This window comes from Amycolatopsis sp. cg9 (assembly GCF_041346945.1).
Classification (GTDB): Bacteria; Actinomycetota; Actinomycetes; order Mycobacteriales; family Pseudonocardiaceae; genus Amycolatopsis.
The window spans coordinates 1,940,879-1,953,835 of the sequence record NZ_CP166850.1 but is presented as its reverse complement, the minus strand read 5'-3'; the positions used below and the strand labels follow the sequence as shown (position 1 = coordinate 1,953,835).

Annotated in this window: 16 protein-coding genes, 1 tRNA gene and 1 pseudogene; 14 read left to right on the top strand and 4 right to left on the bottom strand. The window is 69.6% G+C overall.

What is annotated here, in order from left to right; genetic code table 11:
* The first annotated feature begins 250 nt into the window (after positions 1-250).
* The 7 genes from AB5J73_RS09015 to AB5J73_RS08985 all read left to right on the top strand — a co-directional run bounded on the left by AB5J73_RS09015 (position 251) and on the right by AB5J73_RS08985 (position 6,926).
* Positions 251-715, top strand: coding sequence for a hypothetical protein (locus AB5J73_RS09015; RefSeq protein ID WP_370969246.1), 465 nt, complete (start codon positions 251-253; stop codon positions 713-715).
* An 86-nt stretch (positions 716-801) separates the two neighbouring features.
* A complete protein-coding gene (locus AB5J73_RS09010; RefSeq protein ID WP_370969245.1) occupies positions 802-1,593 on the top strand; it encodes an ESX secretion-associated protein EspG in 792 nt (263 codons plus the stop codon).
* The gene (locus AB5J73_RS09005; RefSeq protein WP_370969244.1) at positions 1,586-1,762 is read left to right on the top strand and encodes a hypothetical protein; all 177 of its coding nucleotides are present in this window, start codon (positions 1,586-1,588) and stop codon (positions 1,760-1,762) included. The genes AB5J73_RS09010 and AB5J73_RS09005 overlap by 8 nt, the downstream gene beginning before the upstream one ends.
* The gene (locus AB5J73_RS09000; protein WP_370969243.1) at positions 1,755-2,546 is read left to right on the top strand and encodes a hypothetical protein; all 792 of its coding nucleotides are present in this window, start codon (positions 1,755-1,757) and stop codon (positions 2,544-2,546) included. Before AB5J73_RS09005 ends, AB5J73_RS09000 begins: the two co-directional genes overlap by 8 nt.
* A 291-nt stretch (positions 2,547-2,837) precedes the next feature.
* Entirely contained in the window at positions 2,838-3,455 is a 618-nt protein-coding gene (locus AB5J73_RS08995; protein ID WP_370969242.1) for a hypothetical protein, read from the top strand.
* A 148-nt stretch (positions 3,456-3,603) separates the two neighbouring features.
* On the top strand, positions 3,604-5,724 hold the full coding sequence (locus tag AB5J73_RS08990; RefSeq protein ID WP_370969241.1) for a bifunctional MFS transporter/dTMP kinase: 2,121 nt from the start codon (positions 3,604-3,606) through the stop codon (positions 5,722-5,724).
* Positions 5,721-6,926 carry a DNA polymerase III subunit delta' gene (locus AB5J73_RS08985; protein WP_370969240.1) on the top strand — a complete coding sequence of 402 codons (1,206 nt, stop codon included), beginning with the start codon at positions 5,721-5,723 and terminating at the stop codon, positions 6,924-6,926. Before AB5J73_RS08990 ends, AB5J73_RS08985 begins: the two co-directional genes overlap by 4 nt.
* A 56-nt stretch (positions 6,927-6,982) precedes the next feature.
* Here the strand turns inward: AB5J73_RS08985 and AB5J73_RS08980 are convergent, their stop codons facing one another.
* On the bottom strand, positions 6,983-8,650 hold the full coding sequence (locus AB5J73_RS08980; protein WP_370969239.1) for a hypothetical protein: 1,668 nt from the start codon (positions 8,648-8,650) through the stop codon (positions 6,983-6,985).
* A 133-nt stretch (positions 8,651-8,783) separates the two neighbouring features.
* Between AB5J73_RS08980 and AB5J73_RS08975 the strand changes: the two genes are divergently transcribed.
* A tRNA-Thr gene (locus AB5J73_RS08975) sits at positions 8,784-8,857 on the top strand.
* A 172-nt stretch (positions 8,858-9,029) separates the two neighbouring features.
* Here AB5J73_RS08975 and AB5J73_RS08970 read toward each other — a convergent pair.
* Positions 9,030-9,299: a DUF1883 domain-containing protein gene (locus AB5J73_RS08970; RefSeq protein WP_370969238.1), complete on the bottom strand. Its 270-nt coding sequence runs from the start codon at positions 9,297-9,299 to the stop codon at positions 9,030-9,032.
* Between the two features lie 57 nt (positions 9,300-9,356).
* Positions 9,357-9,488: a hypothetical protein gene (locus tag AB5J73_RS08965; RefSeq protein WP_370969237.1), complete on the bottom strand. Its 132-nt coding sequence runs from the start codon at positions 9,486-9,488 to the stop codon at positions 9,357-9,359.
* 106 nt (positions 9,489-9,594) lie between these two features.
* Between AB5J73_RS08965 and AB5J73_RS08960 the strand changes: the two genes are divergently transcribed.
* The 5 genes and pseudogenes from AB5J73_RS08960 (at position 9,595) to AB5J73_RS08940 (ending at position 11,627) form a co-directional block, all read left to right on the top strand.
* Positions 9,595-9,981, top strand: a complete 387-nt coding sequence (locus AB5J73_RS08960; RefSeq protein WP_370969236.1) for a hypothetical protein — start codon at positions 9,595-9,597, stop codon at positions 9,979-9,981.
* Positions 9,982-9,986: 5 nt separating this feature from the next.
* Positions 9,987-10,556 (top strand): ImmA/IrrE family metallo-endopeptidase, encoded by a 570-nt coding sequence (locus tag AB5J73_RS08955; RefSeq protein WP_370969235.1) that lies wholly within the window; start codon positions 9,987-9,989, stop codon positions 10,554-10,556.
* Positions 10,557-10,678: 122 nt separating this feature from the next.
* Complete coding sequence (locus AB5J73_RS08950) at positions 10,679-11,236, top strand: IS5 family transposase (protein WP_370969234.1); 558 nt, start codon at positions 10,679-10,681, stop codon at positions 11,234-11,236.
* Positions 11,230-11,400 (top strand): annotated as a pseudogene (locus AB5J73_RS08945) (hypothetical protein); the annotation flags it as partial. The gene AB5J73_RS08950 and the pseudogene AB5J73_RS08945, both read left to right, overlap by 7 nt.
* 56 nt (positions 11,401-11,456) lie before the next feature.
* Entirely contained in the window at positions 11,457-11,627 is a 171-nt protein-coding gene (locus AB5J73_RS08940; RefSeq protein WP_370973570.1) for a hypothetical protein, read from the top strand.
* Between the two features lie 18 nt (positions 11,628-11,645).
* On the opposite strand, the gene AB5J73_RS08935 is transcribed toward AB5J73_RS08940, so the two are convergent.
* The gene (locus AB5J73_RS08935; RefSeq protein WP_370969233.1) at positions 11,646-12,359 is read right to left on the bottom strand and encodes a site-specific integrase; all 714 of its coding nucleotides are present in this window, start codon (positions 12,357-12,359) and stop codon (positions 11,646-11,648) included.
* Between AB5J73_RS08935 and AB5J73_RS08930 the strand changes: the two genes are divergently transcribed.
* Complete coding sequence (locus tag AB5J73_RS08930; protein ID WP_370969232.1) at positions 12,285-12,926, top strand: NAD(P)-dependent oxidoreductase; 642 nt, start codon at positions 12,285-12,287, stop codon at positions 12,924-12,926. The two genes, AB5J73_RS08935 and AB5J73_RS08930, sit on opposite strands and share 75 nt — an antisense overlap.
* Positions 12,927-12,957 lie beyond the last annotated feature (31 nt).

Sequence of the window (12,957 nt, the reverse complement as noted above, 5' to 3'; positions counted from 1 at the left end):
CCTCGCCGGCTTTGCCCGGCAAGGAGGCCTTCACTGCGTCCGGCCACACTTTCGGGTGACACCTCGAACGGATGTTCGGGAAATTGTCGGTGGTCCCGGGTTTCATGAACGCGTGACCACAACACCACGCACCGTGCACACGGTGCTCGCCAAGATCCTCAAGCCCGTCCGCGCCGCGGCCGCGGGTAGTCCTTCCGCGCTCGACCTCCACGATTCGCTCCCCGGGTTCGCCGGCGATGGCGTCTGCGGCGTGGCCGTCGCGGTGTTCGACGAGCCGTGGACGTCGGCGTTCTTCGACGACGGCACGCGGTTCGGTGTCGCCGGTGACGGTCTGCGCCGGTCCGGGCCGTCGTCCGGCTCGGTCGCGGAGCTCCTCGGCCTGGCCTTCGCACGGTTGCCGCTGCGGCCGCCGGCGCCCGGCGTGGGGCTGTACCTGGACGCCGACGAGCGCGGGGTCCTGGAGCGCGGGCAGGAGTGCCTGGTCCTCGACCTGATGGAGGAGCTCCGAAGACCCCGGCTCGGCACGGTCCAGGTCGACCTCGCTCGCGGCTCGCGGCGGCCGTGGGAGGCGGTGGCGTTCGTCGACGACGACCGCGGCCGGCACCTGGCGGTGCTGGGCAGGCGCCGGGGCGGCCGCCGCCGGTTCTGGTGGCTGCCGGGCAGTGTCGACGGGCTGGCGGAGATCGTCGAAGGGCGGGTGCCGGAGCATGCCTGAACCGCTCGCCGACCGCTCGCCGAACGATGTCACCCGGTCGAACACATGTGCGAGAAATTGTCGGTGCCAGGGTGTTCAATCTAGGGGTGAGCAACTCAGTCGCCGTCTTCGACGTCATCGACGAGGTCATCGCCCCGCTGTCGGCCGAGGTGCCGGAGCGGCCCTCGGTGATGGAGTTCTACGACCCCGAGTTCGAGATCCCGCCGGTGCTGGCGGACACCGGACCGCTGCCGGGTCGTCGTCCTTCACCGCCGTTGAGCCTGGCCGACGAAGTGGAGCAGTACACCCGGTTCGTCGCCGGGATGGCCGCGATCGGCCTGGCCCCGGGTGGCGAGGTCACGGCCGAGGCGGTCGGGCTGTACCGGGCGCTTCGCGGCGGTTTCATCCGTGGCGTGGTCACCGGGGTCTTCCCGGCCCGTGAGGAGCCGTGGGAGGTCCGGTTCTTCGGCGACGAGGACTACACCACGGTCCTGCACAAGCTGGGCAACCGCGCGCGGCTGCGGTCGGGCTTCCTCAGCGAGCTGCCGGGCTGGGTGTTCGACGGGCTGCCGGACCGGCCGCCGGGGCCGGGCCGGCACGTGCGGATCGAGACGGACGAGCGCGGCCTGATCCCGGGCGGCTGCGAGCAGGCGATCGAGCTGATCCGCGAGTGCGCGGCCCGGCCGCGGCTGGGCACGGTGCTGGTGGACCTGGCGGTCCGCGACGCGATCTTGGCGGAGTACCCGCACGGAGCGTTCGGCCTGGTCGACAACGACCTCGGCCGCTACCAGTTCAGTGCGGCGGTGGACCGCACCGGCCGCTGGACGGTCACGTGGGGTCCGGCCTCGCGGAGCACGGCCGAGCAGTGGATCGTCGAGGCGGTGCAGAGCCATGCGTGAGCCGGCGGAGACCCCGCCGGTGGGTGGGGAGGCGCTCGAGCCGGCGCTGCTGGGCCTGACGGTCCGCGACGCGATCTTGGCGGCGGCCGAGCTGATCAGCGACGTTCCGATCCCGCGGAGCGGAGCCACTGGTGAGGAGGCAAAGAAGGAGGTGCGGGGCCATGGCTGAGCGGACCGCGGCCCGGGAGCTGCTCGAGCTCGCCGCCGGGCCGGTGCTGGCGGCGATGCCGGATCGCGAGCCCGTCGACCGGCTCTACAACCCGGACGTCAGCGACCACGACATCCTCGTCCACGGTCCGGTCTCCGACGACCCGGCGGACCTGATCGAAGAGGTCGAACGCCACATGGCGTGGGCAGCCTGGATCGAGGGCACGCCCTTCGGCGAGCGGGGTGAACTCAACGAGATCGGCTTCGAGGTCGTCTCGCTGATGCTGCGCGGTTCGGTGCGGGCGGCGCTGTGCGGTGTCTTCGACGAGGGGCCCGCGACCGCGGACATCCGGTGCTACGCGGACGGCGAGCGGGCCTTCATGATGGGCTCGCTCCCGGGCCGGACGGCGATCCACCTCGCCGACTTCGAAGAGCTGCCGGAGATGCTCATCGCGGAGCTGCCGGAGGTCCCGTTCGGGGCCTCGCCACGGGCGATCTGGCTGTCGGTGGACGACGACGGCCTGGTCCACGACGGCCAGGACGCCGACGTCTGGGCGATGCGGGAGGTGCTGGCCCGGCCGCGTTCGGGTACGGCGGTGCTCGACATGCTCGCCTTCGGCGGGCTGTGCGCGGAATTCCCCGACCACGGCTTCGTCCTGGTCGACACGGACCTGGGCCGCTTCGCGCTGGCGGCGCTGGACCGCGGAGACGGGCGCAGGCAGCTCGTCCTGAGCCCCTTCAGCCGCGGGATGCTCCGCGACTGGTGCCGGAAGATGATCGACCTCGGACAGGAGGAGGTGCCCTGACCGGTACTCCATCCGGGCTCGAGCGCGATCCGCGAAACTGGCCATCTTGACACCCAGGGTGTGGCCGGTCTCGCGCGGCCGTCTTCGGGTCCGTGTGACCGGACTCACTACGATCCGTCACCAACGGCGGTCGACCGGGCCACCGGCGGGCTGGACACTGCAGGGGGTTCGGGCACGGGCTTGCGCTGCGTGACCGACCCTCCATTGCAGACAGAGCCATTGGGCGGATGCGTTATCCGCCATCGTCGCTACCCTGGAAAGGCGAGGACATTCAGTAGTGAGGTGGTCACCATGAGCGCGAACGGTGAGGCTCCCTTCTTCAATGCCCCCGAGCTCACTCAGCGCGACGGCACTCTGTCCCAAGCACCAGGCGAGACGTTCGCGGATCCGGTCTCCGGGCTGGTCACCGCGGCGCCGGAGCCGCGTGCCGCGACTCCGAACGGCCACGAGCCCGCCGCCTTCCCGGTGGCCGGGCCGGTGCAGCCCGACGAAGAGGTCGTGCGCCGGATGGTCGAGGAGACGCTCCGCGAAGAGGGTGAAACCGGGGCGAAGGCTCCGGAGGCGATCCCACCCGCGGGCACTTTGGCGGTGAACGGTGAAAACCCGCCGCTCGGGGTGCTGCCGCGGCAGCGGAACCGGCAGCGCACCTGGCCGACCCGGCCGCCGCAGCTGCTGCGGCCCGTCCGGCAGGAGCCACTGCCGGACGACGACGTCGACGACGTCGAGGTCGTGCCGGTCAAGCGGCGGAAGCTGCCGAGGATGCCGGCGGTGTCGATGCCGGCGTTCAACCGGCCGTCGTCGAGCGCGGCGGGCGTGATGCTCGCCGTGGCGTTGCTGATCGTGTTCGGTTTCGTCGCCATCGAGATGGTCTCCAGCCTGGTCAGCAGCGTGACCGGGCTGTTCGACTAGCGGTCGCTCGCTGTTCCCCACCCCACCGGCACCTCGGGGCCGTCCGCGAGGCAAGGGCCGATCGGGCTACCCTGACTTCACGGTCGGGCTACCTCATGCGGGCGTCCGGCACCGCGGTGACTAGTGGGGTGGGCGTATCAGCGAGGGCGTGCGATCGGTGCCCGGGGCCGGCCCGGGTGCGTCGTCGGGCGCCGAGGCGTCCACGATCAGCCGGGTCCGGCGGGTACTGGCGATCAAACCGTTCCGGCGCCTCTGGGGCGTCACGTACCTGTGCAGCGTGGCCGACTGGCTGAACATCCTCGCCCTCACCGGCCTGGCCACGAAGCTGACGGACAACTACTTCGCCCAGAACTTCGCGTTCGTCGGCGTGGTGCTGACCGGCCTGGCCCCGGGGCTGCTGTTCGCCCCGGTCGGCGGGCTGCTCGCGGACCGGTTCGACCGCCGCAAGGTGATGGTGGTCGCCGACCTGCTGCGGTGCGGCTTCCTGCTGTCCATCGCGATCGTCAGCGCGCCCTGGTGGCTGCTCGCCGGGAACTTCCTCGTCGGCTGCGCGTCGAGCATGTGGATCCCCTCGAAAGAGGCGGCGGTCCCCAACCTGCTCCGCCGGCCCGACCAGGTCGAGACGGCCAACCAGCTCGGCATGGTGATGACCTACGGCCTCGCCGTCATCACCGCGGCCGGCGCCAACGCCGCCATCACCGGCGTCAACACGACGTTCCACCTGTTCCCCGGCGACCCGAGCCTCAACATCGCGAAGCTCGTCGTCATCATCACCGGCCTGCTCTACCTGGCCAGCGCGATCCTCATCGCCACCCGGATCCCCGAGCTTTCGCTGCGCAACGTCCACGCGTTGCCGGAGCAGAAGGTCAAGCAGGCCGACGAAGAGAAGTTCGGCGTCGGTCAGATGATCGCCGACGGCTTCCGGTTCATCCGCAGCACGCCGCTGGTGCGCGGCCTGCTCGTCGGGGCGTTCGGCGCGTTCGCCGCGGGCGGGGCCGTGATCGGCTCGGCCAAGCCGTACTCCTCGAGCCTGCTGGCCGGTGACTCGGCGTTCAACCTGCTGGTGCTGGCCGTCTTCCTCGGCCTCGCCACCGGTATGGCCTTCGCGCCGAAGCTCGCCCGGCGCCTGGCGCACGACCGGCTGTTCGGCATCTCCATCATCGCCGCCGCGCTCTCGCTCCTGGTGGTGGCGCTGTCGCCGCACCTCGCGGTCGCGCTGATCGCCGTCTGCTCGGTCGGCATCTGGGCCGGGACGGCGTTCCTCACCGGCGTCACGATCATCGGCTCGCGCGTCGAGGACGCCATCCGCGGCCGGATCAACGCGATCTACCAGCTGATGATGAAGCTGGTGCTGTTCGGCACCACGGTCACCGTGCCGGTGCTGGTCGGTCTCGTGCAGCGGCACACGGTCACCGTCTGGGGCAGCCCGCTCACCATCGACGGCACCCGGCCGGTCATGCTCGGCGGCGCCGCGATCGCGCTGGTCGCCGGACTCTTCGCCTACCGGCAGATGGACGACAAGCGCACCGAGCCGATCCTGTCCGACCTGCGCAACGCGCTGCGCCGCACCCCGCGGCGCGTCAACGGCTTCCTCATCGCCGTCGAGGGCACGACCGCGATCAACACCGCGATCCAGGCCGTCAACCTGGCCGACTGGATGCGCGGCGGCACCCGCCCGGTCGTGGTCGCCGCCGACCCCGCGCTCGACGACCAGCGGCTCACCGCGCTGGTCTCCGGCGCCTCGCTGACGGGGGCGCGCGCTCAGGCGCTGGCCGCCGCCGCGGTGCGGGCCGACATCGTCGAGCGGCACGTCCAGCCGGCGCTGGACGCCGGTTCGGTGGTCGTGATGGAGCGGTTCGTCGACTCGCCGCTCGCGCACCTGTCCGCCGTCGCCGGCCTGGACAGCGACGAGCTCGAGGGCCTCGCGGACTGGGCGACCGGGCGGCTGCGCCCGGACCTGACCGTGCTGCTGGACGCCGCCCCGAACGGCGCGCCGCGCGACAAGTCGACCGCCATGAACGACCAGTGGCGCGTCCAGCACCTGCTCACCGAGATGGCCGCGGCCGACCCGGACCGGTACGTCGTGATCGACGCCGACGGCACCGACGCCGAGGTCGCCGAGCGCATCCGCACCGCGCTGCGCGCCGTGTTCGTCGGCCGGCTGGCCGCGCTCGCGCCGACGACCGAGAAACCGGTGACGCTGCCGCTGGACATCGACGACACCCTGCCCGTCGAAACCCCGGAAGAGCCTCGCGTGGAGGCGAAGTGACGACGACCGAACGCATCGGCGTCTGGAACCAGGTGGTCGGCCAGGAAGCCGCGGTCGAAACGCTGACCTCGGCCGCGTCGGCCGCCGCCAAGATCGTCGCCGGCGAGCCCGCCCCGCCCGGCGCGATGACGCACGCGTGGCTGCTCACCGGCCCGCCCGGATCCGGTCGCTCGGTGGCCGCGCGGACGTTCGCCGCGGCCCTGCAGTGCAGCACCGGCACCGGCTGCGACGCCTGTCCCGGCTGCCACACGACGATGGCGGGCACGCACGCCGACGTCCGGCTCGTGGTGCCCGAAGGGCTGTCGATCTCGGTCGCCGAGATGCGGGCGCTGGTGCAGGCCGCCGCGCGCCGCCCGACCACCGGCAACTGGCAGGTCGTCGTCATCGAGGACGCCGACCGGCTCACCGAAGGCGCGTCGAACGCCTTGCTGAAGGCCGTCGAAGAGCCGCCGGACCGCACGGTCTTCCTGCTCTGCGCGCCGTCCGACCACCCCGAGGACGTCTCGGTGACGATCCGCTCGCGCTGCCGCCTGGTGACGCTGCGGACGCCGGTGCCGGAGGCGATCGCCGACGTCCTGGTGCGCCGCGACCACGTCGACCCGGAGCGGGCGCACTGGGCCGCTTCGGTGTGCGGCGGCCACGTCGGCCGCGCGCGCCGGCTCGCCACCGACGAGGCCGCGCGGCAGCGGCGGGCCACCGTGCTGCGGATCCCGCTGGGCCTGCGCCGGCCCGGGGACGTCTTCACCTGCGCCGACCAGCTGATCAGCGCGGCCGAGGCGGACGCGGGTGAGGCGAGCAAGGGCCGCGACGAAGACGAACGCAACGAGCTGCGCACCGCGATGGGCGGCGACGGCGTCGGCAAGGGCGTCGCCGGGGCCAAGCGGGCCGCCGAAGCCGCGGTCAAGCAGCTCGAGAAGAAGCAGAAGTCCCGCGCCACCCGGACCCAGCGCGACACGCTCGACCTGGCGCTGGTCGACCTCGCCGGCTTCTACCGCGACGTCCTGGTGACGGCGACCCGCTCCGGCGCGACGCTCACCCACCCGGACCACGCCGACCAGATCCGCGAAGCGGCTTCGGCGTGGACACCGGAATCGACGCTCCGCCGGCTCGAAGCGGTGCTGGAGTGCCGCGAGGCGATCGACCTGAACGTCAAGCCGCGCATCGCCGTCGAGGCCATGGTCACGACGCTCCGCCAGGGCTGAAACGCGAAGAACCCCGCCGGGAAAGCTCCCGGCGGGGTTCCTTCACTGCCTTCGTGTCACTCGCGCGGCCGCGGCGACGGCTTGAACGGCTTCTCCTCGACGGCGACGGCGAGCGGGCGACGGCGGGTGCCCGGCATCGCGGCCACCAGCACGACACCCAGCAACAGCATCGCGGTGCCCGACCAGAACAGCGGCACGGTGTCGTACGCGCCCCCGGTGTAGGCGAGGTTCTTCACCGGCCCCTTCGGCGCCTGGCCACCCGCGGGCGGCTGCGTCGACGTCGTCCCGCAGACGACCCCGCCGGTTGGCGCGTAGGCCCGCGCGATCTGCTCACCGAGCGACAGCTGGGCCAGCGACGACGGCAGGTTCTTGGCCTGGTCGTCCGGCAGCAGGCTCTTGAGCTTGGTCGTCGGCAGCAGCTGCAGGTCGAACATCCGCGCCGACGCGCCCAGCTGGAAGCCCTTGAACGGCGTGGTCATGTTCGCGGACTTCTGGTCCAGCCCGGCGATGCTCAGCCGCAGCACGCCGAGGTCGAGCACGGTGCCCGCGGTGCTGCCGACCTGCTGGACGCCCTTGGTGAGCGTGGAGACCAGCCCGCCGACGACCGGGATGTCGTTCAGCTGCCCGAACTGGTCGCTCAGCCCCTTCAGCGGCAGCCCGATCGGGATGTCCTTGGTCGGGTGCGCGGCGTCCAGCGTGTACAGCGTCTTGCCGCCCGCCGCGATGGTCAGCACCGGCGCGGTGTAATCCACTTTGGACGTCTTGGCGTCGCCGGTGGAGGTCACCTTCAGCGTCGGCTGGCTGGCCACCTTGATGCTCAGCGCCAGCGGCGTTCCCTTGAGGATCTCGATGTCCGCGCCCTGCAGCGTCGACGTCGACTGCACAGCCTTGTTCTTCGAGCCCGGGATGTCGACCAGCTTGACCTGCGAGCGCGACGACAGCGTGTTCGGCAGGCTCAGCAGCGAGCCGGTGCCGTTCGCCGCGGTCTGCCCGCCGCCCTGCAGCAGGCCGCCGAGGCTCTGCAGGCCCTTGGTCAGGTCGAACCCGCTCGCCAGCGAACCCGGGTCGAGCTTCGGCTTCAGCGCGTCCAGCCCCAGGTTCGGCATCGACGGGATGACGTTCAGCAGCGACAGGCTCGCCACCGACGTACTGGCGTCGGCGATGGTGTCGACGCACGGACCGAGCGTCTGGCTCCACCGCGCGTGCGCGCTCCCGTTGAGCACCCCGACGTTGAGCAGCGGGTTCGCCGGCCCGTTGAGCCCACCACTGATCGGCTGCGGGTTGTCCGGCAACGCGGTCTGCACGACACTGCCCGGCGTCTGCGGCGCGTTCCCACCCACCGACAACCCGAACGGCGACGCCTGCGCGATCGACTTCTCGTAGCTCAGGTAGGCGTCCGAGTTCGCCGACGCACTCGACAAGCCCATGCCCGCCTCGAGCGCCGACTGCTTCGGCAGGGTGTCCCCGAACCCGGGCAGGATCGTCTTCGTCGGCACGGCGTTGGGCAGCAACCGGACGATCCCGAGCGCGGTCCCGGCATCCCCGACGGCCTGCCCCAGGGGCTGCGGCCCGATCGGCGCCGAGATCGGCGCCTGCCCGGAACTCGCCGGCTGCGGAATCGGCGTCGTCGGATAGGTCGGGTCGGCAGTCGCCGGCGCCGCGCTGAACAGCAACAACGCCGCGGCCGCCGGCAGGGCCACCGAACGGGGCAGTCTTCGCCGCATGTGCCAGAGCCTCCAGATAGGTCGACCGGGGAGTGAGACCGACGTCATAGGGCCCTAACGAGAGTCCCCCCGGAAAGTGACGGCACGAGCTTCCGCTACACTTGCTGACGTCGCCAGCGCGAGCCGGAGACATGCCGCCTTAGCTCAGTCGGCCAGAGCGATTCACTCGTAATGAATAGGTCAGGGGTTCGATTCCCCTAGGCGGCTCCGCAGGTCAGGCCCCATCCGAAGCACATCGGATGGGGCCTGACTTGTCTGGTGGGTGACTAAGTGGGTGACTAAGACGCCTGGTTGGTGGGCGAAGAAAGTTCCGCAGGTTCACCCGTCGAGGGGGAAGATGAGCCCTCGCGGCCGGGCCCACTTCAGGTCGGACTCGCAACTAGACGTTGCTGGGCTTAAGGACCTGGACACCGATGCGAGCCGAGCCTCGGAGGCCGGACATCGTGGCCACGAGGTGCCACGTCCCCGCGTGGGGAACGGGCAGCTTGAACGGCGTCTCGCGGGGGATGCCCGAGAAAGCCGTCCTTGCCTGCTGGCCGGAACGGTATCGGCGGAAGTTCGCGTCATCCATCAGGTGGAGGTTGACGCCGTGGTTGAGGCTCACCACGATCACCGAGCCGGCCGGAAGGAACTTCAAGTCGTAATGCATGGTCGGGGCCTACCTTCTTGCTAATGCCGACCGTCGAACTGGGGGAGGTTCGACGTCCTACTTGCTCTTCTTCTTGGTGCTTTCGTTGACTGTGCCGCCCGGGTTGCGGCGGACGGTCGACTGCTTCACGAAACGGCCGGTCGAGGCGCTGCGGCCGCGCTTCCCGCCGCTCGATGACTTGCTGGTCATGGCACACTCCCTCTTGCTAGTTGACTGACATCACGCAGACGGCGGTTGCAGTCCAGAAACTGGTCGTCTACCGTCGAAACGGAACGCTAGCAGGTCATTTTGAGGTGTGCAACTGGACGTCACCCATGAAAGGAATCGAATGGCCGACCGCGGGTGGTTCGACGCAGGGGCCTTCTTCGCCGCTCTTGACGGTCAACGTGAGGCGCGCGGGTTGATGTGGAAGAACGTCGCCGAGCAGGCGAAGGTGAGTCAGTCGACGCTGACGCGGCTCGCGCAGGGCAAGCGGCCCGACGTCGACAGTCTCGCTGCCTTGGTCGACTGGGCCGGCCTACGTGCCGATGACTTCGTGGTGCGAGTCCACGGGAAGCCGGAGGGTGACTCGGTAGCGGTGATCTCCACGTACCTGCGAGCTGACCGGAACCTCACTCCAGAGGCGGCGGACGCGATGGAGAAGGTTGTTAAGGCTACCTATCAGGTCCTTCGAGGGGCGTGAGTCGGGTGACGCTTCGGAAGGGCTTCAAAACCGAAGCGGAACAGCTCGCTCTTGAGGTGCGCGATGAACTCGGCTTAGGGCCGTTCCGTCGGCTTCCGTTGGACCTTCTTGCTGCTCACTTAGAGATACCTGTCATTACGTTGAGTCAACTTCGTCTGATGGCGGGGGAAGTCGAAGGGCTTGCCGAGGCCGTAGATCTTCTGCTGGGTGCGGAGGCCAATGCCCTCTCCGCAGTTACCGTCTTCGCGGATGCACGCCGCATGATCGTGCACAACGACGCCCACGCGCCGGGTCGTCAGGCGAGCAATCTTGCTCACGAGCTTGCTCACGGGTTGTTGCTGCATCCGCCGTCGCCTGTGATCGATAGCCGAGGGTGTCGACACTGGAACGGCACGATCGAAGATGAAGCTAATCACCTCGCGGGCGCTCTGTTGATTCCTGGAAAAGCCGCCCGGGGGATGGTGCGCCGCGGGCGGTCGATTGACCAGATCGCCGATGAGTTCGGCTGTAGTGTCGAAATGGCTCGCTGGCGAGTCAACATGTCTGGTGCCGGTCGGCTTGCGAGCGTTCGGTAAGGGATTGTGCCTGCTGAACGTCGTCAGCAGTCGGCGACAGGGCGCTTAGGGCCTGTATCGAAGTCGTCTCGAGCTGGTTGAGCTGGAGTTGGTGCTGCTGGGCGTGTCGGTGGTCGAAATAGGTGAGGTCTCCGGTAGGTGGTTCGTCGACCAAGAAGAACCTGAACACCGGAGACCTCGTGGACACCTTAGCGGTGGCGGGGCGGTTTGACCTGACCGACGAGCAGTGGGCGGCACTGGAGCCATTGCTGCCTGCGCCGTCGCGGCCGGGTCGGCCGTCGTTGTGGAGTAAGCGGCAGTTGGTCGATGGGATCCGGTGGCGGGTGCGCACCGGTGCGCCGTGGCGGGACATGCCGGTCGGGTATGGATCCTGGGCAGCGGCTTATGGACTGTTCCGCCGCTGGCAACGCGCGGGTGTCTGGCAGCAGATCCTGACCGCGTTGCAGGCCCTGGCCGAGGCGGCCGGGCGGATCACCTGGGATGTCAGCGTGGACTCCACGATCGCGCGGGCGCATCAGCATGCCGCGGGTGCGCGGAAAAGGGCGATCTGCAAGCTGAGCCGCCCGGCGGGACCACCGTCGAGCCGGAAGATCACGCGTTGGGCCGGTCGCGGGGCGGGTGGACCACGAAGCTGCATCTGGGGTGTGAGCAGGGGCAGAAGCCGTTGTCGATCGTGCTGACCGCCGGGCAGCGTGGCGATAGCCCGCAGTTCATTCCGGTCCTGGCCGGGATCCGGGTGCCCCGTCCGGGCGTTGGCCGGCCGCGGACGCGTCCTGATCGGGTGCTGGCGGACAAGGCCTATACCTCGAAGGCCAACCGGCTCACCTGCGCGATCGTGGAATCAAAGCGACTATCCCGAGCAAGGCTGATCAGGACGCGCACCGCAAGGCCAAGGGGTCGATGGGCGGCCGGCCACCAGCCTTCGACCCCGAAATCTACAAACAGCGGCACGTCGTGGAATGCGGCATCAACCGGCTCAAACGCCACCGCGGGGTGGCCACCCGCTACGACAAACTCGCCGTCCGCTACGAAGCCACAGTCCACATCGCCGCCATCAACGAATGGCTCTGACCTACTTCGATACAGGCCCTAGAGTTGACCGATGGTGAGAGTTTGAGCAGTAGCCGAGCTTGGCAGGCTGACTGCCAGGCCCCACCGGCAGCTCAGTGGGGCCTGGCTCGTTGAGTGGGTGACTAAGACGCCGGGCCGGTGGGAACTTCCGCAGGTTCTACCGTCGCGGGGAAAAGCCGGTCCATCGCGACCGCCCCCCGACTCGACCACCGGCCGGATCTGCTTCCGGTAGACCAGCTCCGTCACGGCCGTGCTGCTGTGCCCGACCAACCGCGAGATCTCCTCGATCGGCATCCCACCGTCCGAGAGGATCGAGACGAAGCTGTGCCGCAACTCCCGGGGCGTCCACTGCGTCGGCTTGAGCCCAGCCGCCTTGATCACCCGGCGGAAGTCCCGCCGGACGTTGTTGACGTCCCGCTCGGTGCCGACGTTGGTCGCGAAGACCAAGCCCTGTTCGCGCCAGCCGTCGCCCGCGACGGCCTTCACCGCCTGCTGGGCCACCCGGTGGTCCTCCAGCGCCCTCACGGCCCGCTCAGGCAGCGCCAGCGTGCGCCGGGACTTCCGCGTCTTCGTCTCGCCCTTGGCGCGGACCGAACGCCACACCTTGACGTTCGGCGGGATCGCCGGCGATGCGTCCGGCTTGCCGACCAGGTCCACGTGATCCCACGTCAGCGGCCGCATCTCCTCGGTTCGTGCGCCGGTCAGCAGCGACACCACGATGTAGGCGCGCATCGGCGACGACTCCGCCGCGGTGAGTACGGCTTCGGCCTGCGCGAGCGTGAGCGCCTTCGACGGCCGGCCGGTCCCCTTGCCGGCGCAATCGGCGGCGAGGTCGCCCGACGGCTCGAAGTGTTTGGGGTGGATTCCACGCTCGTCGCGTCGAGAGGCCGAGATGGTGTCCTCGGTGCAGACGTGTTGCCTGAAGTTGTGTCGGGCCACGCCATCGTGGTGATCACGGCTCCGTTGACCGAGAAGACGCGAGGGCTGGTCGGTCCACGGTTCTTGAAGTTGATGGACGACAACGCGCTCCTGGTCAACGCTGGCCGCGGTCAGATCGTCGACACGGACGCGTTGCTCGCCGAGCTGGTTTCGGGACGCTTGCGGGCGGCGCTCGACGTGACCGATCCGGAGCCCCTTCCGAACGATCACCCACTATGGAGGCAGGAGGGAGCAGTGATTAGTCCTCACTCCGCTCGCACTGTTCCTGGAACCAACCGGCTGTGCTACGAGGTCGCAGCCGAGCAGGTAGCCGCATTCTTGCGGGGCGAGCGACCAACCAACGCTGTCGAACACGGCTGAGTGTTGTGTTGTAACAGAGTTGCTGCGAAGA

What these genes read in the sequence shown, in the direction of transcription:
- AB5J73_RS08995 (WP_370969242.1), top strand. Translation starts at nt 2,838, where the DNA reads ATGAGCGCGAACGGTGAGGCTCCCTTCTTCAATGCCCCCGAGCTCACT.
- AB5J73_RS08965 (WP_370969237.1), bottom strand. Translation starts at nt 9,488, where the DNA reads ATGACCAGCAAGTCATCGAGCGGCGGGAAGCGCGGCCGCAGCGCCTCG.
- AB5J73_RS08970 (WP_370969238.1), bottom strand. Translation starts at nt 9,299, where the DNA reads ATGCATTACGACTTGAAGTTCCTTCCGGCCGGCTCGGTGATCGTGGTG.
- AB5J73_RS09005 (WP_370969244.1), top strand. Translation starts at nt 1,586, where the DNA reads ATGCGTGAGCCGGCGGAGACCCCGCCGGTGGGTGGGGAGGCGCTCGAG.
- AB5J73_RS08935 (WP_370969233.1), bottom strand. Translation starts at nt 12,359, where the DNA reads ATGCGCGCCTACATCGTGGTGTCGCTGCTGACCGGCGCACGAACCGAG.
- AB5J73_RS08980 (WP_370969239.1), bottom strand. Translation starts at nt 8,650, where the DNA reads ATGCGGCGAAGACTGCCCCGTTCGGTGGCCCTGCCGGCGGCCGCGGCG.
- AB5J73_RS08940 (WP_370973570.1), top strand. Translation starts at nt 11,457, where the DNA reads ATGGGCGGCCGGCCACCAGCCTTCGACCCCGAAATCTACAAACAGCGG.
- AB5J73_RS09000 (WP_370969243.1), top strand. Translation starts at nt 1,755, where the DNA reads ATGGCTGAGCGGACCGCGGCCCGGGAGCTGCTCGAGCTCGCCGCCGGG.